General features: G+C 70.3%; 20 protein-coding genes. 15 read left to right on the forward strand and 5 right to left on the reverse strand.

The annotated features are described in order from the left end of the window. Nucleotides 1-17: 17 nt before the first annotated feature. A complete protein-coding gene (locus ACIA5C_RS24675) occupies nucleotides 18-545 on the reverse strand; it encodes a hypothetical protein (RefSeq protein ID WP_396058417.1) in 528 nt (175 codons plus the stop codon). Nucleotides 546-647: 102 nt separating this feature from the next. Here ACIA5C_RS24675 and ruvC point away from each other — a divergent pair, with 102 nt between their 5' ends. The 8 genes from ruvC to ACIA5C_RS24715 all read left to right on the forward strand — a co-directional run bounded on the left by ruvC (nucleotide 648) and on the right by ACIA5C_RS24715 (nucleotide 10,637). Continuing rightward, a complete protein-coding gene (gene ruvC, locus ACIA5C_RS24680; protein ID WP_396058790.1) occupies nucleotides 648-1,205 on the forward strand; it encodes a crossover junction endodeoxyribonuclease RuvC in 558 nt (185 codons plus the stop codon). Next, on the forward strand, nucleotides 1,202-1,804 hold the full coding sequence (gene ruvA / locus ACIA5C_RS24685) for a Holliday junction branch migration protein RuvA (RefSeq protein WP_396058419.1): 603 nt from the start codon (nucleotides 1,202-1,204) through the stop codon (nucleotides 1,802-1,804). Before ruvC ends, ruvA begins: the two co-directional genes overlap by 4 nt. Continuing rightward, nucleotides 1,801-2,844: a Holliday junction branch migration DNA helicase RuvB gene (gene ruvB / locus ACIA5C_RS24690; RefSeq protein ID WP_396058421.1), complete on the forward strand. Its 1,044-nt coding sequence runs from the start codon at nucleotides 1,801-1,803 to the stop codon at nucleotides 2,842-2,844. Before ruvA ends, ruvB begins: the two co-directional genes overlap by 4 nt. A 145-nt stretch (nucleotides 2,845-2,989) precedes the next feature. Further along, nucleotides 2,990-3,499: a preprotein translocase subunit YajC gene (gene yajC, locus ACIA5C_RS24695; protein ID WP_396058423.1), complete on the forward strand. Its 510-nt coding sequence runs from the start codon at nucleotides 2,990-2,992 to the stop codon at nucleotides 3,497-3,499. A 275-nt stretch (nucleotides 3,500-3,774) separates the two neighbouring features. Next, nucleotides 3,775-5,709 carry a protein translocase subunit SecD gene (gene secD, locus ACIA5C_RS24700; RefSeq protein ID WP_396058425.1) on the forward strand — a complete coding sequence of 645 codons (1,935 nt, stop codon included), beginning with the start codon at nucleotides 3,775-3,777 and terminating at the stop codon, nucleotides 5,707-5,709. 1 nt (nucleotide 5,710) lies between these two features. Beyond that, the gene (gene secF, locus ACIA5C_RS24705; protein WP_396058427.1) at nucleotides 5,711-6,919 is read left to right on the forward strand and encodes a protein translocase subunit SecF; all 1,209 of its coding nucleotides are present in this window, start codon (nucleotides 5,711-5,713) and stop codon (nucleotides 6,917-6,919) included. Nucleotides 6,920-6,992: 73 nt separating this feature from the next. Continuing rightward, on the forward strand, nucleotides 6,993-7,556 hold the full coding sequence (locus ACIA5C_RS24710; protein WP_396058429.1) for an adenine phosphoribosyltransferase: 564 nt from the start codon (nucleotides 6,993-6,995) through the stop codon (nucleotides 7,554-7,556). Between the two features lie 588 nt (nucleotides 7,557-8,144). After that, the gene (locus ACIA5C_RS24715) at nucleotides 8,145-10,637 is read left to right on the forward strand and encodes a RelA/SpoT family protein (RefSeq protein WP_396058792.1); all 2,493 of its coding nucleotides are present in this window, start codon (nucleotides 8,145-8,147) and stop codon (nucleotides 10,635-10,637) included. Nucleotides 10,638-10,781: 144 nt separating this feature from the next. On the opposite strand, the gene ACIA5C_RS24720 is transcribed toward ACIA5C_RS24715, so the two are convergent. Together ACIA5C_RS24720 and ACIA5C_RS24725 are read right to left on the reverse strand one after the other, a co-directional pair. Further along, nucleotides 10,782-11,621, reverse strand: a complete 840-nt coding sequence (locus ACIA5C_RS24720) for a peptidylprolyl isomerase (protein WP_396058431.1) — start codon at nucleotides 11,619-11,621, stop codon at nucleotides 10,782-10,784. Between the two features lie 57 nt (nucleotides 11,622-11,678). After that, nucleotides 11,679-12,539, reverse strand: a complete 861-nt coding sequence (locus tag ACIA5C_RS24725) for a peptidylprolyl isomerase (protein WP_396058433.1) — start codon at nucleotides 12,537-12,539, stop codon at nucleotides 11,679-11,681. A 288-nt stretch (nucleotides 12,540-12,827) separates the two neighbouring features. On the opposite strand from ACIA5C_RS24725, the gene ACIA5C_RS24730 reads away from it, so the two are divergent. Further along, a complete protein-coding gene (locus ACIA5C_RS24730) occupies nucleotides 12,828-13,526 on the forward strand; it encodes an MBL fold metallo-hydrolase (RefSeq protein ID WP_396058435.1) in 699 nt (232 codons plus the stop codon). Between the two features lie 24 nt (nucleotides 13,527-13,550). Next, nucleotides 13,551-14,876 (forward strand): histidine--tRNA ligase, encoded by a 1,326-nt coding sequence (hisS, locus tag ACIA5C_RS24735; protein WP_396058437.1) that lies wholly within the window; start codon nucleotides 13,551-13,553, stop codon nucleotides 14,874-14,876. Here the strand turns inward: hisS and ACIA5C_RS24740 are convergent. Continuing rightward, a complete protein-coding gene (locus ACIA5C_RS24740; protein WP_396058439.1) occupies nucleotides 14,873-15,808 on the reverse strand; it encodes an acyl-ACP desaturase in 936 nt (311 codons plus the stop codon). The genes hisS and ACIA5C_RS24740 overlap by 4 nt on opposite strands. A 77-nt stretch (nucleotides 15,809-15,885) precedes the next feature. On the opposite strand from ACIA5C_RS24740, the gene ACIA5C_RS24745 reads away from it, so the two are divergent. Further along, on the forward strand, nucleotides 15,886-16,413 hold the full coding sequence (locus tag ACIA5C_RS24745; RefSeq protein WP_396058441.1) for an alpha/beta hydrolase: 528 nt from the start codon (nucleotides 15,886-15,888) through the stop codon (nucleotides 16,411-16,413). 5 nt (nucleotides 16,414-16,418) lie between these two features. Here the strand turns inward: ACIA5C_RS24745 and ACIA5C_RS24750 are convergent, their stop codons facing one another. Beyond that, nucleotides 16,419-16,934 (reverse strand): PaaI family thioesterase, encoded by a 516-nt coding sequence (locus ACIA5C_RS24750; protein ID WP_396058443.1) that lies wholly within the window; start codon nucleotides 16,932-16,934, stop codon nucleotides 16,419-16,421. Nucleotides 16,935-16,989: 55 nt separating this feature from the next. On the opposite strand from ACIA5C_RS24750, the gene ACIA5C_RS24755 reads away from it, so the two are divergent. Genes ACIA5C_RS24755 through cphA form a run of 4 tightly spaced genes read left to right on the forward strand, consistent with a single transcriptional unit; the run spans nucleotide 16,990 to nucleotide 22,635 of the window. Further along, entirely contained in the window at nucleotides 16,990-17,475 is a 486-nt protein-coding gene (locus tag ACIA5C_RS24755) for a winged helix-turn-helix transcriptional regulator (protein WP_396058445.1), read from the forward strand. Next, entirely contained in the window at nucleotides 17,394-19,043 is a 1,650-nt protein-coding gene (locus ACIA5C_RS24760; protein WP_396058447.1) for an MFS transporter, read from the forward strand. Before ACIA5C_RS24755 ends, ACIA5C_RS24760 begins: the two co-directional genes overlap by 82 nt. 53 nt (nucleotides 19,044-19,096) lie before the next feature. Then, nucleotides 19,097-19,897 carry a cyanophycinase gene (locus ACIA5C_RS24765; RefSeq protein WP_396058449.1) on the forward strand — a complete coding sequence of 267 codons (801 nt, stop codon included), beginning with the start codon at nucleotides 19,097-19,099 and terminating at the stop codon, nucleotides 19,895-19,897. Then, nucleotides 19,894-22,635 carry a cyanophycin synthetase gene (gene cphA / locus ACIA5C_RS24770; RefSeq protein WP_396058451.1) on the forward strand — a complete coding sequence of 914 codons (2,742 nt, stop codon included), beginning with the start codon at nucleotides 19,894-19,896 and terminating at the stop codon, nucleotides 22,633-22,635. The genes ACIA5C_RS24765 and cphA overlap by 4 nt, the downstream gene beginning before the upstream one ends. Nucleotides 22,636-23,186 lie beyond the last annotated feature (551 nt).

Below are 23,186 nucleotides of genomic sequence, written 5' to 3' on the forward strand. Positions count from 1 at the left end.
CCGCCGTCGATGTGCTTTCAGGACGGCGTGGAGATCCAGGACATGACCTGGATCAGGGTGCCGAAGACGATGACGATGGTGGCCGCCGTGCGGCCGATCCGGCGCCAATACTGCCTGCGGTAGGCCTGGACCCAGGCGATCTCGGCATCGGCCAGCGCCAACAGCCCGCCCCGGGCCGTACCCGGCAGCACCGCCGCCTTGCGCAGCGCCATGCTGGCCGCGGGACCGGCCGGCACGAAGACCGGGGCGCGCAGCACCCGGGTGTCGACCTCGTAGATCTGGTCGTCGCGCCAGTGCCGTGTGCGGGTCGTCAAGCGGCGGTGCAGATAGAGCTCGAGCGCGTCCCGCCGCCCCAACCGGGTCAGCAGGCAGAGCCGGCGCCAGTGGCCGGCCAGGTCGGCGAGCACATCCATGTAGAGGTGGGCGCCGTCGGCGTCGCCGCCGACCAGGCGGCTGGTCTCCCGGCGCAACTCACCCAGGTGGGTGCTTACGAAGCTGATGTACGCCGGTGGCGGTTCCTCGTCCATCGGGGCAATGAGGTACATCGCTACCTCCCACACCCATCGTCGAGGCGTGTCGGTGCGGGGCGCAAGGCCGGGCCGTATTAGGGTGTCGAACACACGTACGTGAAACAGGGGAGGTCCGTGGTGCGCGTGCTCGGCATCGACCCCGGGCTCACCCGGTGCGGTGTCGGGGTCGTCGAGGGCGTTCCCGGCCGTCCGTGCAAGCTCGTCGGCTACTACGTGGTCTACACCGAACCGGACGACGACATCGCCCTGCGGCTGCTCCACCTCGACCGTTCGCTGGGCGAGCTGGTCGCCGAGCACAAGCCCGAGAGCGTGGCCGTCGAGCGGGTGTTTTCCCAGCACAACGTGCGGACGGTGATGGGCACCGCGCAGGCCAGCGGCATCGCGATCCTGTCCGGGGCGCGGCTCGGCCTGCCCGTGCAGACCTACACGCCGAGCGAGGTCAAGGCCGCCGTGACCGGCTCCGGAACGGCCGGCAAGGCTCAGGTCACCAGCATGGTCACCCGGCTGCTCCAGCTCGATGCGCCGCCCCGCCCGGCCGACGCGGCCGACGCGCTGGCGCTCGCCATCTGCCACATCTGGCGCGGCGGCACCCGCGCCCGCATCCAGGCGGCGACGGTGGCCGCGCAGCGCAAAGCGGCGGCCGCCCGCAACAGCCGGGGAGGAACCCTCAGATGATCGCCAGCGTGCGCGGCTTGGTCGCCGCCATCGCCCCCGACAGCGCCGTCATCGAGGTCGGCGGCGTCGGCCTGCAGGTGCAGTGCGCGCCGGCCACGCTGGCCGGGCTACGCACCGGCGCCGAGGCCCGGCTGGCCACCAGCATGGTCGTGCGCGAAGACTCGCTGACTCTCTACGGCTTCGCCGACGACGACGAGAAGCACCTGTTCGAGCTGTTGCAGACCGCCAGTGGGGTCGGCCCGCGGCTGGCCCAGGCGATTCTCGCGGTGCACCAGCCCGACACCGTGCGGCGGGCGATCGCCGGCAGCGACCTGGCCACCCTGATCCGGGTGCCGGGCATCGGCAAGAAGGGCGCCGAAAAGCTGGTGATCGAGCTGCGGGACCGCATCGGCCCGATGCCGCTCGGCGACGGCGGACCGGCCGGCGTTCTCAACGGGGCCTGGCAGGAGCAGGTGCGGCAGGGTGTGCTGGCGCTCGGCTGGACGCCCGTCCAGGCCGAGCAGGCGGTGGCGGCGGTCGCCGAGTCGATCGACGGTGAGGTCCCGCCGGTGCCGGTGCTGCTGCGCCAGGCGATCCGGCTGCTGGGCAAGACGCGATGAGCGACCTGGTCTCGCCCGACGCCGACGACGAGGACCTCGACGCCGAGGCCAGTGTCCGGCCGCGCCGGCTCGCCGACTTCATCGCCCAGCACCGCGTGCGCGATCAGCTCGAGCTGCTGCTCAAGGGCGCGATGGGCCGGGGCACCCCGCCCGATCACATCCTGCTCTCGGGGCCGCCCGGCCTCGGCAAGACGACCCTGGCCAACATCGTGGCGGCCGAGCTGGGCACGGCCATCCGCACGACGAGCGGTCCGGTGATCGAGCGGTCGGGCGATCTGGCCGCGATCCTGACCAGCCTCGGCCCGGGTGACGTGCTGTTCATCGACGAGATCCACCGGATCGCCAAGCCGGCCGAGGAACTGCTTTACAGCGCGATGGAAGACTTCCGGGTCGACGTGATCGTCGGCAAGGGCCCGGGCGCGACCGCGATCCCGCTCGACGTCGAGCCGTTCACGCTGGTCGGTGCCACCACCCGGGCCGGCCTGCTCTCCGGCCCGATGCGCGACCGGTTCGGTTTCGTCGCCCATCTCGACTTCTATTCCCCGGCCGACCTCGACTCGCTGCTGCACCGGTCGGCGCGCATTCTCGGGGTGCCGATCACCGACGAGGGTGCGGCCGAGATCGCCGGCCGCTCGCGGGGCACGCCCCGCATCGCCAACCGGCTGTTGCGCCGGGTGCGTGACTACGCCGAGGTGCGGGCCGACGGCGTGGTCAACGAGGAGACTGCCCGCGAGGCCCTCAAGGTGTACGACGTGGACGCTCTCGGCCTCGACCGGCTCGACCGGGCCGTGCTGCGTGCGCTGATCGAGTCGTTCCGGGGCGGTCCGGTCGGTCTGTCGACCTTGGCGGTGGCGGTCGGTGAACAGTCCGACACCGTCGAGGAAGTCTGCGAGCCGTTCCTGGTGCGGGCCGGTCTGCTCGCCCGCACCCCGCGGGGCCGCGTCGCGACCGAGGCCGGTTGGACTCATCTCGGCAAGACCCCGCCGGTCGACGGCCGTTCCGGGGTGTTTCAGGGTGACCTGTTTGCGCGGGACGTATGAAATCCGCTCGTAATGCGAACGTGATGTGTGCCGCATTCGGACTTCCCAGGTTGACCGATTAGACTCGCCGCCGTTCCAACCGGGATGTTTATTCGCCCCGACGCGCGCGGACCAGCCGCGCCGGCGGCCTACGGAAGGCTTTTTCGTGTATCAGGCAGCTGCCGCATCCGGTGGGGGAAACGGTCTCACGACCATCATCTTCCTCCTGCTGATCTTCGGCGTCGTCTATTTCCTGATGATCCGCCCGCAGACCAAGCGCCGCCGCGAGGCCGCGCAGATGCAGAACGCGCTGGGTGCCGGTGACCGGATCGTCACCATCGGTGGCCTGCACGCGACGATCGTGGAGATCGACGGCGACGTCGCCACGGTCGAGATCGCTCCGGGCGTGGTGGTGCAGTTCGCCCGCGCCGCCATCGCGCGCCAGCTTCCGGAGACCGCCGACACCGAGCCGGCCGTCGAGGAGCCCGTCGCCGAGGAGCCGGTCGTCGAGGACCCGGTCGTGCAGGAGCCCGTCGCCGAGGCCGCGCCCGCGCCCGTCGCCCGGCCGGCATCCGAGCCGTCCGTCCTGGCCGACCCGACTGCTGACCCCGTCACCAAGCCCGCGGTCGAGGAGCCGGTCGACAGCCCGGTCGGCGACGCGCGTAAAAAGGACTGACAACAGCATTCCCGGACCGGCCCGCGGCGTGATCGCCGACGGGCCGGTTCGTCCGGCCGCAGCCCGGGCACGGTTCCGCGCTCCAAGCCGCCCGACAAGCGGCCGGTAAGGCACCAGGCCGCCCGCAGCGGCTGCAAGGCACCCGGCCCGCGGACAAGCGGCCGGCAAAGTACCAAGCCGCCCGCAGCGGCTGCAAGGCAACAAATAGGCCGCCCGCAGCGGCGTAACACCCAGGCCGTCCCCATCGGCCGCAACACACAGGGAGACCGAAAGCCGTGGCACGACCACCACAGGGACAACCGCATCCCGGACGGCAACTCGGCGTGCTCGGCCTGATTTTCGTCGTCCTCTATCTGTTCGTCTTCTTCGGCAGCGGCGCCAAGGGCAGCTTCACCGAGCGCCTGCACCCCAAGCTCGGCCTCGACCTGGTCGGTGGCACGCAGGCGACGTACGTCGCCTCGGTGCAGGGCGGCAAGGCGCCGTCGAAGGACAGCATGGAGCAGGCCCGGGACATCATTCAGAACCGGGTCGACGCCCTCGGCGTCTCCGAGGCCTCGGTCGTCATCCAGGGGAACAGCAACATCGTGGTCTCCCTGGCCGGCGAGGCCAAGGACCAGCTCAAGGACCTCGCGCAGGCCGCGCAGATGCGCTTCCGCCTGGTGATCGGCGCGACCGGCGACGTCGCCACCCAAGCGCTGCACCCCTCGACCGCGACCCCGAGTGCCCCCGCCTCGGGCGCCGCGCCGAGCACTGTGCCGTCGGCCGGTGCGAGCGCCCCGGCCGGTGCGACCGCGCCGCAGGTCAACTCGTCGCCGTCGAGCGGCGGCCAGGGCGGTGGCGAGGTCGTCAAGGCGCCCGCGCCGAGCACGCCGCCATCGGCCGGCGCTCCGTCGGCCGACGCGAGTGCTCCCGCCGCCACGCCGACGCCGGTGACCACCGGCGCGCCGGCTCCGGGCAACGCCCCGGTGACCCGCGAGCAGGTCGCGCAGAAGGTCGGCGCCACCGAGTGGGCGGCCGCGTCCAAGCTGGCGGCCCCGGTCGACCTGAGCACCGACCCCAAGGCCGGCCTGGCCTACAAAAACTTCGCCACGCTGAAGGGCAACGAGGTCGCCGCCCTCTCCGCCCAGATGCAGTTCGCCGTGCCGACGATCGGCTGCGCTCAGCTCGACAACCGGCCCAACGGTGCGATCGACGACGCCAAGTCCGAGGTCGTCACCTGCTACAACGGCGGCAAGATCCTGCTCGACAAGGCGCCGGTGATCGGTAACGACATCGACAAGGCCAGCCCGGCCTTCGACCAGCAGTCCGGGCAGTGGGTCGTCTCGCTCGACTTCAAGAGCGAGGGCTCGACCAAGTGGGCCGCGCTGACCAAGACCGCGTTCAACGCGACCAGCACCGACCCCTGCTTCACCGCGGCCACCGCGATGTACGGCCAGGTCGACCACTGTGCGGTCGCGGTGGTGCTCGACAAGGCGATCGTGTCGGCCCCGCAGATCCAGGGCGTGCTCACCGGCACCTCGCAGATCACCGGGCAGTTCAATGCGACGTCGGCCAAGGACCTCGCCGACAAGCTGAAGTTCGGCGCGATCCCGGTCACCTTCGACGCCGGGCCGGCCGAGACGGTGTCCGCGACGCTCGGCATCCAGCAGTTGCAGGCCGGCCTGCTCGCGGCCGCGATCGGCATGGCCCTGGTCGCGATCTACGCGTTCTTCTACTACCGCCTGCTCGGCTCGGTCATCTTCCTGAGCCTGATCCTGTCGGGTCTGCTCACGTTCGGTGCGCTGATCGTGCTCGGCCGCTCGATCGGCTTCACGCTGAGCCTGGCCGGCATCGCCGGTTTCATCGTGTCGCTCGGTGTCGCCGCCGACTCGTTCGTCATCTACTTCGAACGACTGAAAGACGAGATCCACGAGGGCCGTACACCACGCAGTGCGGTGCCCCGGGCGTGGGCCCGGGCGCGGCGCACGATCATCTCGGCCAACACGATCACGATCCTGGCGGCTGTCGTCCTCTACATCGTCTCCATCGGCGCCGTGCAGGGCTTCGCCTTCGCGCTGGGGCTGGCCACGATCCTCGACCTGCTCGTGGTGTTCCTTTTCCGGCACCCGATCATGACCATGTTCGCGAACACCAAGGCGTTCCTTTCGCCGCGGGTCAGCGGCCTCGGCCGCGTCCTGCGTCGCGCCCAGACCGATGTCAAGGAGGCCTGACATGGCCAGCTCCGGTCTCGCCGCCCGCCTCTACGCGGGCGAGGCGAACGTCAACGTCGTCGGCCGGCGAAAGACGTGGTTCATCGTCGCCGCGGTGCTCGTGGCGATCGCGATCGGCAGCATCGCGATCCGGGGTTTCAGCCTCGGCATCGAGTTCGCCGGCGGCACCTCGTTCAGCATCCCGGCCAAGACCGCGACGCAGACGCTGGACCAGAACGCCGCGCAGAAGGCGGTCACCGACGCGATCCACTCGGTCGACCCGGGCAATGACGTCCAGGCGGCCCAGAAAATCGGGTCGGGCGGCAACGAGCAGTGGACGATCAACGCCGAGGCGATGACCGCGGCCGAGTCCGAGCAGGCCAAGACCAAACTGGTGGCCGACCTCGGGGTGCCGGCCGACAAGGTCAGTGACAACCAGGTGTCGGCGGCGTGGGGCGGTCAGGTGACCCGGCAGGCGATCATCGGTCTGATCGTGTTCCTGGTGCTGGTGACGGCCTATCTGGTCATTCGGTTCGAGTGGCGGATGGCGGTGGCGGCGCTGTCATCGCTGGTGCTCGACCTCATCCTCACGGCCGGTGTCTATTCGCTTGTCGGCTTCGAGGTCTCGCCGTCGACCGTGATCGGCTTCCTGACGATCCTCGGTTATTCGCTCTACGACGTGGTGGTCGTCTTCGACAAGGTGCAGGAAAACACCCGCGGGATCACCGCGGGAAGCACCCGCACCTACAGCGAAGCGGCCAACCTGGCGGTCAACCAGACCCTGATGCGGTCGCTCAATACCGGCCTGGTGGCGCTGCTGCCGGTCGGCGGCCTGCTGTTCATCGGCGCCGGCCTGCTCGGTGCGGGCACGCTGAAGGACCTCGGTCTGGTGCTCTTCGTCGGCATGGGCTTCGGGGTCATCTCGTCGATCATGTTCGCGGCGCCGACGCTGACCGCGCTCAAGGACGGCGACCCGAGGATCAAGGCGCACAACGCCCGGGTGCTGGCCCGGCGTGCGGCCCGTTCGAGTGACGTCGCCCCGCGCGGCGAGCGTGCCCGCGACGCCAACGCGACCGACTCCGACGTACCGGCGCTGGCCTCGTCCGGCAGCTCGGCGGCCGCCGGAGCCCCGCGGCCGGGTGCCCGGCCGACCGCCAAGCGCAACACCAACCGGGGCGGCCGTCCCGGTGGCCCCACCAACCGCTCCGGGGGCACCGGCAAACGCCGCTGAGATCTCCGCTGCGCCACCGGCAGCCCGCCACCACTTGGGTGGCGGGCTGTTGCGTTGCCGCTAGGCTGCTCGCGTGACGGATGAGACTCACCGGGCGACCGGCGACGGCGGGCCCGAACTGGCCGCGGTCGTCGCCGCCGGCACGGTCGACGTGCCCGACTTCCCGCAGCCCGGCATCGTGTTCAAAGATCTGATGCCGCTGTTCGCCGACGGCAAGGCGTTCCGGAGGGTGGTCGACGGCATCGTCGAGCACTACGGTGCGGGCACCTTCGACGTGGTCGCCGGCGTCGAGGCGCGCGGGTTCGTGGTCGCCGCCGCGGTCGCCTACGCGACCGGCACCGGCGTGGTGCCGGTGCGCAAGGCCGGCAAGCTGCCGCGGGCGGCCTATTCGGCCTCCTACGCCCTGGAGTACGGCGAAGCCACCCTCGAGGTGCACCGCGACGCGTTCGTGGCCGGTCAGCGGGTGCTGGTGGTCGACGACGTGCTGGCCACCGGCGGCACCGCGGGTGCGGCCATCGACCTCGTCGAGCAGGCGGGTGGCACGCTGGCGGGTTTCACGGTGCTGATGGAGCTGGCGTTCCTCAAGGGCCGCGAGCGGCTGGCCCCGCGCGAAGTGCACGCCCTCCTGACGGTGTGAGCTGGGGAGCGGCCGACACTTTCGAAGGTTCGGCCGGGCCATGCGGGAAGCTGGGGCGGGTACGATGGCGTTTCCAGATAGGTGAGCAACCCTGGGAGAAGCGGACTTCTCCGGCCGTCGACGACCGGTGAGGTCTCTGGCGAAGGTGTGAGGAGGCCGGTGTCCAGCGACGTCGCCCCCTTTGCGGAGGGCACGGTCCCGGTTCCGGAGGGTCCGATCTCGGAGGGCACGGTGCAGCCGACCGATAACGCGGTGCAGCCGGCCAATGGCACGCTGCCGCCAACTGACAACCCGGCTCAGCCAGCCGATAGCACGCTGCAGTCCACCGATGACGTGGAGCAGCCGACCTCTGACACGCTGTCGCCGACTGATAACCCGACGGAGTCCGCCAATAGCGGGGTGTCACCGACTGATAACCCTGTGCAGCTTCTCAGTGACCCGGTGCAGCCGCTCAACGACACCGTGCGGTCGGCCAATGGGTCAGCCCAGGCGGCCAGCGGCACGGTGCGGCCGGCCAATGGGGCTGCGCAGGCGGCCAGCGGCACGGTGCGGCCGGCCAATGGGGCTGCGCAGGGGGCCAGCGGCACGGTGCGGCCGGCCAATGGGGCTGCGCAGGCGGCCAATGGCACGGCGCGGCCGGCCGGCAACCTGGTGCAGCCGACCGATGACTCAGCGGCGGAAGCGCCCGCTGCGCAAGACTCCGACCGTACGAGCGCCGAGGTGACCACCGTCGGGCCGCGGCCGGCCGTGCCGCCGGCCGACGTCGAGGCGACGCAGCCGATGCCGTCCGGCGACGAGCCGAGCGGCGCGTTCGGCGGGCTGGCCGCCGCGCCGACCGGCCGCCGGGTGCGCGCGCGGCTCGCCCGGTTCAACGCGCCCTGGCAGAGCACGCAGGTCAGTGAGGTTCTCGAGCCGCTGATCGCGACCCACCGGGCCAGCCATCCCAAGGCCGACGTGCGCGCCCTGCAGAAGGCGTTCGACGTGGCCGCCCGCTGGCACTCCGGTCAATACCGCAAGTCCGGCGACCCTTACATCACGCATCCGCTGGCCGTCGCGACGATCCTCGCCAACCTCGGCATGGACACGACCACCCTGGTGGCGGCGCTCCTGCACGACACGATCGAGGACACCGACTACTCGCTCGACCAGATGCGCAACGACTTCGGTCCCGAGGTGTCGCTGCTCGTCGACGGCGTGACCAAGCTCGACCGGGTCAAGCTGGGCGACGCCGCCAAGGCCGAGACGATCCGCAAGATGGTCGTCGCGATGGCCAAGGACCCGCGCGTACTGGTGATCAAGCTGGCCGACCGGCTGCACAACATGCGCACGCTGACCTTCCTCCCGCGGCCCAAGCAGGAGCAGAAGGCCAAGGAGACGCTCGAGATCCTGGCCCCGCTGGCTCACCGCCTGGGCATGAACACGATCAAGTGGGAACTCGAGGACCTGGCCTTCGGCACGCTGTTCCCGAAGCGGTTCGAGGAGATCAACCGCCTGATCGGCGAGCACCAGCCGCAGCGGGAGGCGCTGCTGCGCCAGGTGACCAACCGGGTCTCGCTCGACCTGAAGTCGGCCAAGATCAAGGCAGAGACGACCGGACGGCCGAAGCACCTCTACTCGATCTACCAGAAGATGATCGTGCGGGGTCGCGACTTCAACGACATCTACGATCTGGTCGGCGTGCGCATCCTGGTCGACACGGTCCGCGACTGCTACGCCGCGCTGGGCGTCATCCACGCGAACTGGCAGCCGGTGCCCGGCCGGTTCAAGGACTACATCGCGATGCCGAAGTTCAACATGTACCAGTCGTTGCACACGACGGTCATCGGCCCGACCGGCAAGCCGGTCGAGATGCAGATCCGCACGTTCGCGATGCATCGCACGGCCGAGTTCGGCATCGCCGCCCACTGGAAGTACAAGGAGCAGAAGGGCGCGACGATCGTCGGCCCGCCGGCTCACATCGACGAGATGACCTGGCTGCGGCAGTTGCTCGACTGGCAGCGCGAGGCGAGCGACCCGTCGGAGTTCCTCGACGCGCTGCGATTCGACCTGTCGAGCCAGGAGGTCTACGTCTTCACGCCCAAGGGCGACGTGATCCCGCTGCCGACGGGCTCGACCCCGGTCGACTTCGCGTACGCGGTGCACACCGAGGTCGGGCACAAGTGCATCGGCGCCCGGGTCAACGGCAAGCTGGTGCCGCTGGAGTCGACGCTGTCCAACGGCGACGTGATCGAGATCTTCACGTCGAAGTCGCAGACGGCCGGCCCGACGCAGGACTGGCTCGGCTTCGTCAAGAGCCCCCGCGCCCGCACCAAGATCCGGCAGTACTTCAACAAGGAGCGCCGCGAGGAAGCGATCGAGGTCGGCAAGGAGGCGATCGTCAAGGCGATGCGCAAGCAGGGTCTGCCCCTGCAGCGCATGCTGACGAACGAAAACCTGACGACCATCGCCCGCGACCTGCACCTGGCCGACGTGGCCTCGCTCTACGCCGCGATCGGCGAAAGCACGGTCTCGGCCCCCTCGGTCGTGCAGAAGCTGGTCGCCGGCTTCGGCGGCGAGGAGGGCGCGGTCGAGGACATCGCGGAGACCGCGGTCGCGACCCGTCCGCCGCGCAACCGCAGCACCGCCCAGGACCCGGGTGTCGTGGTCAAGGGCGTCAGCGACGTCTGGGTCAAGCTGGCCCGCTGCTGCACCCCGGTGCCGGGCGACGCGGTGTTCGGCTTCGTGACCCGGTCGGGCGGCGTGAGCGTGCACCGCGAAGACTGCGCCAACGCCGACGACCTGCGCGATCAGGCGGAACGCCGGGTCGAGGTGACGTGGAAGCCGACGTCCGCGTCGACGTTCCTGGTCGCCATCCAGGTCGAGGCACTCGACCGGCACAAGCTGCTGGCCGACGTCACACGGGTGCTGTCCGAGGAACGGGTCAACATCCTGTCGGCGACGGTCACCACGACACGTGACCGGGTGGCGGTCAGCCGCTTCACGTTCGAGATGGCCGACCCCAAGCACCTGGGTCACCTGGTGGCCGCGGTCCGCAAGGTCGACGGCGTCTTCGACGCCTACCGGGTCACTTCGGGGGCCTGAGAGGGGTCGGCCCGGGTGCGCCACTTGCGCTGCTTCCCGCGTACGCAAGGAAAGCGCGAGCCGGACACCCGGCAGTGACCCTGGTGAACGCCAAGGGCGGGCCCTCCGTGAGGAGGACCCGCCCTTTTAGTCGGTTGTGGCGGGTCAGGCCTTGGTGACCGTCATCGAGGTGATGTCGAGTTCCAGCTTCGGGTGACCGCCGCCGGCCTGGGCCTTGAAGGCTTCGTCGTCGCCCGCCTTGATCACCTTCTGGGCGACGTCGAGACCCGAGGTGATCTTGCCGAGCAGCGTGTAGCTGGCCGGGATCTTGGTGTCGGCGGTGCAGATGAAGAACTGGCTGCCGGTGCTGTTGGGCTGGCCGCTGTTGGCCATCGCGATCGAGCCGGCCGGGTAGGGATTCTGGGTGTCGGTGGGCAGGTTTTCCTCGCCCATCGAGTAACTCGGACCGCCGCTGCCGTCGCTCTCGCGGTAACCCTTGCCCTTGGCGAACGGGTCGCCGCACTGCAGCACCTGGAAATTGGCCTCGTTGACCATGCGGTGGCACTTGCTGCCGTCGAGGAACTTCTTGGACGCCAGGTAGGCGAAGCTCGATCCGGTGCAGGGCGCCTTGGCGAGGTCGATGGTCGCCTCGATCTTGCCGAGGTTGGTGTTGAGCGTCATGACCTCGGTGCCGACGTTGGGCGCGGTCGTCGGCGGGATGCCGACGTCCTTGACCTTGCCGCCGCCGGCGCTGGCCGGCGTCCAGGTGCAGGAGACCGTGCCGGCCGGGGTCTTGCTGCCGGACGCGGTGGCCTTCTTCTTGTCGTCGTGGTTGAGCCTGGTGACGACCAGCGCTCCGGCGACGACGACCACCACCACCGCGATCGCCGACCCGAGGATCGCATTGCGCTGCTTCCGCTTCCGGGCGGCCGCGGCGCGCTCGGCCATCTCCTTCTCGAGACGGGCCCGCGCCGCCGCGCGCTGCCGGTCTTTGATCGACGACACGGTGTTCCTCCTGCTGCTGTTATCCGGCGTTGACAGTCATTCGGGGATCGGGTGGAACTAGGAGTCGGCGCTCGCCGCCGGGGCCGCGCCGGGGTCGGCGACGGTCAGAGTGCTGATGGTGATCTTCTTCGAGGGCTTGACCTTGTCGCCGGCCGTGTTGGCCACGGTCGGGATCTTCGACATCTTGGTGACCGTGTCGAGGCCACTGGTGACCGTGCCGACGATCGGGTATTCCGGTGTGGCCGGGCTGAAGTCCTTGAAGAAGATCAGGAACTGGCTGCCGTTGGTGCCCGGCGGATCGCCGATCAGCGCGACCGTGCCCTTCGGATAGAGCGGGGCCTGCCCGGCGGCGCTGCTCGGGGCCGGCGAGGGGCCGGCCGAGCCGTCCGGCACGGACGGCAGGTTTTCGCTGTAGATGCTGTAGGTCGGGCCGCCCTGACCGGTGCCGGACGGATCGCCACAGCGGACCGCGCCGTCGGTGGTGATCTCGTGGCAGTCGGTGTTGTCGAAGAACTTCTTGCCCGCGAGGTATTTCAAGCTCTCGGAACTGCACGGGGCGTCGGTCACGTCGAGGCTGACGACGATCGGCTCACCCTGGTTGGTGTTGATCGTCATCGCTTCGGTGCCGCTGGTCGGGATGCCCTTGGTCGGGGGCGTGCCGACCTCCTTGAGGGAGGTGTTGCTCGATGCGCTCTGCGGCGTCCACGCGCACATGTCCTGAGCCGTGGTGTCGGTCTTCTTGCTGTCGAAGGCGCCGCCGATCCAGGCGCCACCCACCGCGATCAGGAGAACCGCGACCACCGCACCGGCTCCGGCCAGGAGGCGTCGACGCCGGCGCTCATTAGCAGCCCGACGCGCCATCTGCCGATCGAGCTTCGCCCGCGCCAGCTTGCGCTGCCGGTCCTTGCTGGAAGCCACGGAACGCTTTCCTTCCTCAAACCCATGTCAAGAGGTGCGGTACGCCACACGCCCGCAAGAGTGTACGGCTACTCACTGGAAAAGCGGATGGCGAGGTTGGCGTGGCGTCGATCGACCTCCCATCGGCGCACGATATCGGTGGCAGGTCCGCCTCGGATAGGAGCAGGCTGAGTTTCTGCTGGGAGCTCAGAGATCGCTTGCCGTCATTGTCGATTGGCCAATAGGGGAGTGATCCAACCGCTCCAGTAGGCTGGAGTTCCCCAGGTGCTCGCGAGGAGGAGACGGCAAGTGCTCGTGACCGGCTTTCCGGCCGAAGCCTTCGACACCAACTGCTATGTGGTGGCCGCGGGCCCGGGCGAGCAGTGCCTGATCATCGACCCCGGCGTGGGCGTGCTCGACCAGCTCGACGAGGTGCTCGAGCAGCACCGGCTGTTCCCGGCCGCGGTCCTGCTGACCCACGGGCACTTCGACCACACCTTCTCGGTCGCGCCGGTCTGCGGCGCCCGCGGGATAACGGCCTATGTGCACCCCGCCGACCGCGAGATGCTGGCCGACCCGGCCATGGGCCTGGGTGTCGGCGTCAACGAGCTGTTCGGCGGCCGGTTCACCTACACGGAGCCCGACGACGTGGCCGAGCTGACCGACGGCGCCACGATGACCCTGGCCGGGCTGGAGATCACGGTCGACCACGCACCGGGCCATACCGGCGGGTCGGTGCTGTTCCGGCTGCCCGGCGCGCAGTCCGAGTGGGACGCGGATCAGATCTGCCTCTCCGGTGACGTGCTCTTCGCCGGCTCCATCGGTCGCACCGACCTGCCGGGCGGCAGCACCGAGACGATGCTGACCAGCCTGCGGGACAAGATCCTGCCGCTGGCCGACGACACCGTCGTCCTGCCCGGCCACGGACCGGCCACCACCATCGGCCGTGAGCGCGCCTCGAACCCGTACCTGCGGGAACTGGTCGCCGCGCCCGGCCGTGGGCTCTGATCTTTCTTTCTTCTAGGAGTAGCAGTGCCGATTTCCGGCTTTCCCGAATGGCTGCCCGCGCAGCGCCAGGTCGAGCAGTTCTTCCTCGACCGCATCCGTAAGACTTTCGAGCTCTACGGCTTCGCCTCGATCGAGACCCGCGCCGTCGAGCCGCTCGACACGCTGCTCAGCAAGGGCGAGACGTCCAAAGAGGTCTACCTGCTGCGGCGCCTGCAGGAGGACCCCGCGGCGGCTTCCACCGGCGATGATCAACTTGGCCTGCACTTCGATCTGACCGTGCCGTTCGCCCGCTACGTACTGGAAAACTCGGGCAAGCTGCAGTTTCCGTTCCGCCGTTACCAGATCCAGAAGGTGTGGCGGGGCGAGCGGCCGCAGGAGGGCCGCTACCGCGAGTTCATCCAGGCCGACATCGACGTGGTCAACCGCGACACCCTGCCGTTCCACTTCGACACCGAGATGCCGCTGATCATCGGCGACGCGTTTGCCTCGCTGCCCATTCCACGGGCCCGCATCCAGGTCAACAACCGCAAGGTCTGCGAGGGCTTCTACCGGGGGCTCGGCCTGGCCGACACCGATCAGGTTCTCCGTACGGTCGACAAGCTCGACAAGATCGGCCCGGCGCGTGTCGCCGAGTTGCTGATCGAGACCGCCGGCGCCTCCCAGGCGCAGGCCGACGCGTGCCTCGAACTCGCGGCGATCTCCTCCGAGGACGCCTCGTTCGTCGACGCCGTCCGCAAGCTCGGGGTGACCGACCCGCTGCTCGACGAGGGCCTGGACGAGCTGGTGCAAGTGGTCGAGGCGGCCCGCGAACACGCTCCCGGCCTGGTCACCGCCGAGCTGAAGATCGCCCGCGGGCTCGACTACTACACCGGCACGGTCTACGAGACCCAGCTCGAGGGCTACGAGCGGTTCGGCTCGATCACCTCGGGCGGCCGCTACGAAAACCTGGCGTCGGCGGGCAACCAGCGGTTCCCCGGCGTCGGCATCTCGATCGGCGTCTCCCGGCTGCTCGGCCTGCTCTTCGGGCAGAACGCGCTGACCGCCTCCCGGCCGGTGCCGACCTGCGTGGTGGTGGCGCTGCCGGCCGACGAGCGGCGGGCCGAGTGCGACCGGATCGCCGGGCAGCTGCGCAAGCGGGGCATCCCGACCGAGGTGGCGCCGACCGCGGCCAAGTTCGGCAAGCAGATCAAGTTTGCCGATCAGCGCGGAATTCCGTACGTCTGGTTCCCGGGCACCGACGGCGAGCCCGACTCGGTCAAGGACATCCGGTCGGGCGACCAGGCCGACGCCGACCCGGCGGCCTGGGAGCCGCCGGCCGCCGACCTGCACCCGGTGATCAGCGCGTCTTAGACCCTCTTGGCCTCTTGGCGCTGGCGGCGGGCCTCGCGGCGCTGCTCGAAGCGGGCGGCCTGCGACTCCAGCTCGTCCATGTGGGTGGCGAGCTGCTCGCGGGCCTTCTCGCCCTCGCCGCTGAGGTCGGTGCGGCCGAACACGTTCCACTGGCGGAGCACCGGCTGGAGCACCTCGTCGCGGTGCTGGCGGAGGTCGTAGATGCCGGCCAGCGCGATCGACAGCGCCTTGCGGCCGAAGCCGTCGATGTTGGCACCCGGCATCTCGAAGCCGACCACCACGTCGGTGACCGCTTGCATGGCCGAGTCGGGGTCGAGTTCGAAGGCCGCGCCGAGCAGGTTGCGGTAGAAGACCATGTGCAGGTTCTCGTCGGCCGCGACCCGGGCCAGCAGCTGCTCGGCGATCGGGTCCTCGGTCGCCTTGCCGGTGTTGCGGTGCGAGATGCGGGTGGCGAGCTCCTGGAAGGCGACGTACGCGATCGAGTGCATGGCCGAGTCGGGGTGGCCGTTGCTGAAGCCGGCCGACATGTGGTCCATGCGGGCTCGCTCCAGCTCGACCGGGTCGACCGCGCGGGTGACGGTCAGGTAGTCGCGGATCGCGATGCCGTGCCGGCCCTCCTCGGCGGTCCACCGGTGCACCCAGGTGCCCCACGCGCCGTCGCGGCCGAACAGGGTCGCGATCTCGTGGTGGTAGGAGGGCAGGTTGTCCTCGGTGAGCAGGTTGACGATCAGCGCGGTGCGCGCGACGTCGGGCAGCTTGGAGTCGCTGTCCTGCCAGGCCTCGCCGCCGAGCAGGCCGTCGTAGGTGCGGCCTTCGCTCCACGGCACGTATTCGTGGGGGAACCACTCCTTCGCCAAGGACAGGTGGCGGTCGAGGTTGGTGGCCACCACCGGCTCGAGCTCGATCAGCAGAGCGGTCTGGTCCAAAGGCACGACGATCAACTCCCTACGGTTGCGTAACCTACGCTACCGTAGCCTCTTGCTCTGCGGTACTTCGCTAGGGTGGCCCGATGCTCGCCGGAATTCTGGTGCCGGGTGGCATGTACACCGTCCAGGGACCCCTCCTCGACCTCGCCGACCATGCGCTGCGCGACCGGCGGGCGCCGGTCGAGGCGGTGAGCTGGACCCTGCCCTACGGCCTGGTCCGCAGCGGGCAGGCCGAGCCGTTCGTCCGCGCCCACGTGGTGTCGGCGATGGAACGCTCGCCGAGCGAGCGGCCGGTGCTCATCGGGAAGTCGCTGGGCTCGTTCGCGGCGGTGCTGGCGGCCGAGAGGCAGCTGGCGGCCATCTGGATGACGCCCCTGCTCACCGAGGTGACGATCTCCGAGGCGATCGCCGCGAGCAGCGCGCCGACCCTGCTGATCGGCGGCACGGGCGACAAGTTCTGGGTGCCCGAGGTGGCGGCCGCGACGGGCAAACCGGTGCTGGCGGTGCCCGACGGCGACCACAACCTCAGGGTGCCGGGGCGGCTGACCAACTACACCGACGTGCTGGGCCTGATCGGCACCGCGATCGAGGAGTTCCTCGACTCCCTCTGACCCCGTTACCGGGTTTCGGGGATGTCGAAGATCATGCAGGTGGAGGTGGCGTGTGCTGCCAGGCGGCCCTGGGCGTCGGTCAGGCGGGCCTCGGCGAGGGCGGTGCGGCGGCCGCGCTGCAGGACGGTGCCGGTGCAGGTGAGGCGGCCCGAGGCGAGGGTGATCGGGCGCAGGAACTTGACGCTCAGGTCGAGGCTCGTATATCCGACGCCGGCCGGCAGAAGGCTGTGCACGGAGCAGCCGGCGGCGGTGTCGAGCAGGGTGGAGATGACGCCGCCGTGCATGGAGCCGAGCGGGTTGTAGTGGAACTCCTGCGGGTCGAGGCGGACGGTGACGCTGCCCTCCTCGGCGATGAACTCGGCCATGTCGATCAGCTTCATGATCGGGGGCGGCGGGATCTCGCCCGCGCTCAACGCCTGCAGCATCTCCAGGCCGGAGCGGACGCCGACCAGGCCGGCGTGGGTCGCGGGGTCGGTCCAGGTGAAGGTGCGGGTACGCACGTCGTCCTGAGTCTGCGTCATGGACGGAGGCTTTCACCGGTTGCTGAGTCTGTCAATCAGACTTAGCCTCGCTGTCATGCATGCCACTGACTTCGGCGCCCTGGACTGGTCGGTCGAGCACTGCACGCTCGGCCGCGCGATGGAGATCCTGGGGGAGAAGTGGACCGTGGTCGTCCTGCGGGAGGTGTTCAACGGCATCCGGCGGTTCGACGACATGCGGTTGCGCACGCAGATCCCGCGGCAGGTGCTGGCCAACCGCCTGAATACGCTGGTCGGTCACGGCTTGCTGCGGCGCGAGCCCTATCGTGAGCCCGGATCCCGGGTGCGGCACGAATATCGGCTGACCGGGAAGGGGCTCGATCTCTATCCCGTGCTGATCGCGGTCACCGAGTGGGGCAACCGCTATCTGGCCGACCCGGGTGGGCCGCCGCTGCAGTTCGTGCACAGGCCTGACGAGGAGCCGGTGCACTTGGAGGTGCGATGCCAGGACGGTCAAGAGGTGACCAGCTATCGGGAGTTGGCGCCCCGGCCGGGTCCGGGAGCGCGCCGCCGCCTCAACTGAGCCCGTGGGCTCCGCTGCGGGCGCCGATCTTCCGGATGCTCTGGATCGCGGTGCTCGCGAGCAACGTCGGCACCTGGATGCAGACCGTCGGCGCGCAGTGGCTGGTCGTCCACCAGGGCGACGCGGCCCGCTGGGTGAGCCTGGTGCAGACCGCGTCGATGCTGCCGGTGCTGCTGCTCGCGCTGCCGTCGGGCACCCTCGCCGACACCTTCGACCGGCGGCGCCTGCTGCTCACGGTGCAGATCATGCTGCTGGGAGCGGGCACCGCGCTGACCGTGCTGACCGCGCTCGACCGGATGCCGCCCGCCCTCCTACTGGCCTTCACGTTTCTGCTCGGCGTCGGCCAGGCAGTGACACTGCCGACCTGGCAGGCGGTGATCCCCGAGATCGTGCCGCGCGACGAACTGCCGTCTGCGTCGGCGCTCGGAGCGGTCAACACCAACCTGGCCCGCTCGGCCGGCCCGGCGGTGGCCGGCCTGCTGGTGGCGCACATCGGGTCGGCCGCGGTGTTCGGGCTCAACGCGGTCTCGTTCACGGTCTTCGCCGGCGCGTTGCTGGCCTGGCGCCGGCCACCGCAGTCCGGGGCGGCGCACGCCGAGCGGTTCGGCCCGGCACTCCGGGCCGGCGAGCGATATGTCCGCTTCTCTCCGGTCGTCCGCGGCCTGCTGATCAGGGTCACGCTGTTCGTCCTGCCGGGCAGCGTGATCTGGGGCCTGCTCCCGCTCGTCGCCCAGCAGGAGCTGCACATGGGGGCGAGCGGCTACGGCATCCTGCTGGCGGCGCTCGGTGTGGGTGCCATCGCCGGTGCGCTCCTGATGCCCCGGATCCGTGCGTGGGTCAGCGCGGACCAGCTCGTCGTGGCGGCCGGGTTGGTCTACGGCGCCGCTCTGATCGTGATCGCGCTCGTGCCCGACCAGGTCGCGGTGGGAGGCGCGCTGACAGCCGCCGGGCTGGCCTGGATGACGCAGGTGTCCCGGATGAACGCGTCGCTCCAGCTGTTCCTGCCCAACTGGGTGCGGGCACGCGGCTTCGGGCTCTATCAGGTGGTGTTCGCGGGCGGTCAGGCGCTGGGAGCGTTCCTCTGGGGGCAGGTGACCGAGTGGAGCAGCCTGCGCACCACCTATCTGATCGCGGCGGTGGTCATGCTCGCCGGCACGGTCACCGTGATCTGGCTGCCGATGCACGACGGGGACGGCGCCGACCGGAGCCCGGCGATCTACTGGGCCGAGCCGCATCTGATGCTGCAGCCGCATCTCGACGAGGGCCCGGTGCTGGTCACCGCGGTCTATCGGGTGGCGGCGGAGAACCACGAGGCGTTCACCGAGGCGATGCGGGCGGTGCGGGGTTCCCGGTTGCGTACGGGCGCGACCCGCTGGGGCCTGTTCCGCGACGGCGAGGCGCCCGACCGGTTCGTCGAGGTCTATCAGGTGCCGACCTGGGAGGAGCACCTGCGCCAGCACGAGGGACGGCTGACCGGAAGTGACGAGGAGGCCGAGGAGCGGGCGCAGAAACTGGCCCGGGGCCCGGCCGAAGTGTCCCACCTGCTGCCCGCCGACTATGCGGATTAGGCGGATGTTTCGTATTTGTTCCGATTAACCTCAGTCCTAGCTGGGGAGGTGTGGTGTCGAGCCGTTTGCTGATCATCGGAGGTGCGGCCGGGCCGGGCCTACTGGGTCGATTCGTCGAGCTGGCAGGCGGGGCAGCCGCACGGATCGTGGTGATCGCGACGGCCAGTTCGACCCCGGACGCCACCGAGGCCGAGCACCGGGAGGCGTTCTCGCACCTGGGCGCCGGCCGGGTGCGGGCGCTGCGCATCGCCGCCCGGGCCGACGCCAACTCCCCGGGCGTCGAACCGGTGCTGCGCGAGGCCACCGGCGTGTTCTTCACCGGCGGGGACCAGGAGCGGATCACCACGGTGATCGGCGGGACGGCCACCGACTCGATCCTCCAGTCGCTGGTCGCGGCCGGAACCGTGGTGCTCGCCGGCACCAGCGCGGGCGCGGCCATGATGAGCGGCACGATGATCGTCGAGGGTGACGCGCGCGGGGTGAGCCGGTCGAGCGTACGCACCGGGCCCGGTCTCGAGTTCCTCCCCGGCGTGCTGATCGACCAGCACTTCGCCGAGCGCGGCCGGGTGAACCGGCTGCTCAGCGCCGTCGCGCTCTATCCGCACGAGCTCGGCCTCGGCATCGACGAGGACACCGCGATCCTCACCGACGGAGACTGCTTCGAGGTGCTGGGCAGCGGCGCGGTCACGGTGGTCGACGCCGGTACCGCGCAGGACATCCGGGTGCCCGAACAGGGGCCGATCGCCCTCGTCGGGGCCCGGATCCACGTGCTGCCCGCCGGGCACACCTTTCATCTCACGGGTCGCCGGCCGGTCGTCGACGCGCCCGTCGCAGAACGGGGACCAGCCGCATGAAGATCGAAACCCTGCGCCGCCTGCGCGGGCCCAACGTCTACCTCTCCCGGCCTGCGGTGGTCGCCCGGCTGGGGCTCGGCGAGCTGACCGGCCGGGAGACGTCCGACCTGCCCGGGTTCACCGAGCGGCTGTTGCGGGCGCTGCCCGGACTGGCCGATCACCACTGCGCGGCCGGGGCGCCGGGCGGTTTCGTCAGCCGGCTGCGCAACGGAACCTACTTCGGGCACGTGACCGAGCACGTCAGCATCGAGCTGTCCCAGCTGATCGGCCGCGACGTCAGCTTCGGGCGCACGCTCGCGACCGGCGAGCCGGGTTACTACGACGTGATCGTCGAGTGCCCGATCGACGAGGCGCCCGACTCGCGGGTCCCGCGCCGCCTGCTGCAGATGGCGGTCGATCTGGTCACCGGCACCGTGGACGGCACCGTTGAATTGACGGGTCTCGGATCTCTGGCGGCGCTCGCCGAGCGGGAGGCGGCCGGGCCCAGCACCCGCGCGATCATCTCGGCGGCCCGCCGCCGGGGCATACCGGTCGAGCGCAGCGGCGACCTCAGCCTGATCCGCCTGGGCTGGGGCAACCGGCGGCGGCTGGCCTGGGCCGCGATGACCGATCGGACCAGCGGCGTCGCGGTCGACATCGCAGGCGACAAGCAGGTGACCCGGCGGCTGCTCGCGGAGGCGGGCGTACCGATCCCCGACGGCGGCGCCGCAGTCACCGCCGAGGAGGCGGTGCGACTGCTCGAGGAGATCGGCGGCCCGGTGGTGATCAAACCCCGGTCGGGCCGGCAGGGCCGCCACGTCACGCTTGACCTGGGTACGCCGTCCGACGTCGAAAGGGCGTTCCGGGAGGCGGGCGGGGACGTGATCGTCGAGCGTCAGCTGCCCGGCCGTGACTACCGGGTGCTCGTGGTGGCGGGCGAGGTGGTGGCGGCCGCCGAGCGGATCGCCGCCCACGTCACCGGTGACGGGCGCAGCACCGTCGCCTCGCTGGTCGAGCGCGTGAACGCCGATCCGCGGCGCGGTCCGGGCCACTCCCGGGTGCTGACCCGCATCGAGGTCGACGACGCCGTACGCCGGGAGCTGGCGCGACAGGACCGCGACCTGACCTGGGTGCCGCCGGCCGGCCAGGTGGTCTGGCTGCGCCGCAACGCCAACCTCTCCACGGGCGGCACCAGCCGGGACGTCACCGAGCGGGTGCACCCCGACGTCGCCGACCTCTGCCTGCGGGTGACCGCGCTGGTCGGGCTCGACATCGCGGGCATCGACCTGCGGCTGCCGGACATCGCCGAGCCGCTGCCGCCGGTCGCCGACGACGTGGACACCACCGCCGGGGTGATCGAGGTGAACGCGGTGCCCGGGCTGCGCATGCATCTCGCGCCGGTGCAGGGCCGCTCGCACGACGTCGGCGACGCGATCGTGCGGGCGATGTTTCCCGGCGGCTCCGACGGTCGCATCCCGACCGTCGCGGTGACCGGCACCAACGGCAAGACCACGGTCGCCCGGCTGACCGCCCACCTGCTCGGCGACACCGGCATGCGGGTCGGGCTGACCACCACCGACGGGGTCAGCATCGGCGGGCGCACGATCTTCCGGGCCGACGCGACCGGGCCGGTCTCCGCCCAGATGGTGCTTGGCGACCCGGCGGTGCAGATGGCGGTGCTCGAGACCGCCCGGGGCGGGCTGCTCCGGCGCGGGCTCGGCTACGACTGGTCGGACGTCGGCGTGATCACCAACATCACCGCCGATCATCTCGGTCAGGACGGGCTCGACACGATCGACGACATCGCGCACGTCAAGGCGCTGGTCGCCGAGCGGGTGCGGGACGGCGGGACGCTGGTGCTCAACGTCGACGACCCGTGGGTACGCAACCTGGTCGAGCGGCCGCGGGTGCGCGCCGATCGCAAGCGGATCGTCTGGTTCGGCCTGGAGGCGCGGCATCCGGTGATCACCGAGCATCTCGCGCAGGGGCGTACGGCGTACGTGCTGCAGGACGGGTGGCTGGTGCAGGCGACCGGGGCCCGGCGGACGCCGCTGCTGCGGGTGGCCGAGTTGCCCGGGGCGTACGGGGGTGCGGCGCCGCACGCGGCCGCGAACGCACTGGCCGCGGTGGCGGCGGCCCGCGCCCTCGGGGCCGGGCAGGAGGAGGTGGTGCGGCGGCTGGCCGAGTTCGACCCGCCGGTGGCCAACCCGGGCCGCGCCACGCTGCTGCGGCTGGGCGACGTGTCGCTGTTCGTCGACTACGCCCACAACCCGGCCGCGCTCGCCGCCACGCTGCGGACCCTGCACCGGCTGTGGGGCCCGGACCGCTGCGTTGCCGCGGTGACGTTGCCCGGCGATCGGCGCGACGACTTGCTGGCGGCGTGTGCCCAGGTGATGGCCGACGGCGTGGCCCGGGCCGTGCTCTACGACGACGAGGATCCCCGCGGGCGGGCGCCGGACGAGGTGTCGGCGCTGGTCGAGAGGGAGATGCGGGCCCGGCGGCCGAAACTGCGCGCGGTGCGGGCGCAGGGCTGCCGGAATGCGGTCGTCGAGGCGTTGCGGCTGGCCGAGCCGGGCGATGTGGTGCTCATTCTTTATGAGAAGATCTCACCTCTGCTGGCATTGCTGGCCGAACTCGGTGCGGTTCCGGCCGACACGATGCCGGTTCTTGCCTTGCCGTCGACGCCGGCGCCCGGTGCCATGGCGTCGCCCGGCCGCGATTTGCTGGGTAGCGCGTCATCCGCCCTGATTCGCCGGTGATCCGCTGATCAAGGCCGGTTCGCGCCGGAATAGCCACGTCGAAACGATGGTGACTCGCCGTACGCGAATTTTGGCACACCGAATGGGCTGTTCAGGTGACCGGACCCGCCGTTCAGAGGGGTTTGCACAGGTCAAGACTTCAACATTTGCCGTAGGTGGACAGTTGACGCGATCAACGACCCCGGGCTGGCATTACTGCCTATCGGTGACGGATTGGCGACTGCATGTATCAAGAGGATGTGCTGTCCGCCGAAATGCAGCGTCGGCGAAACTTCCGACCTACCGCTCATGTCCGACCTAGTTGGGCAAATACTCCGGTCAATGCGTCCCTCATCCGACTTTCGGGGACTTGCCAGATTCGCGCACACGTGGCTGCGTCACCCGAACGGTGTGTAACGAGCCGCTGGTAGATCCCGCATTCACGCCTCGTGATAGTGCCCGATCATCCGCTAACATCCTCGCCGTCGATGGGGAATGCTCCGGTCCAATGGCGGGCCGGACTCGCCCCGACGTCGAGTGGCATGGCGGTGCGGCTCGGCGTTTCTTCGAAA

The organism is Actinoplanes sp. NPDC051343, assembly GCF_044455125.1.
GTDB lineage: Bacteria > Actinomycetota > Actinomycetes > Mycobacteriales > Micromonosporaceae > Actinoplanes.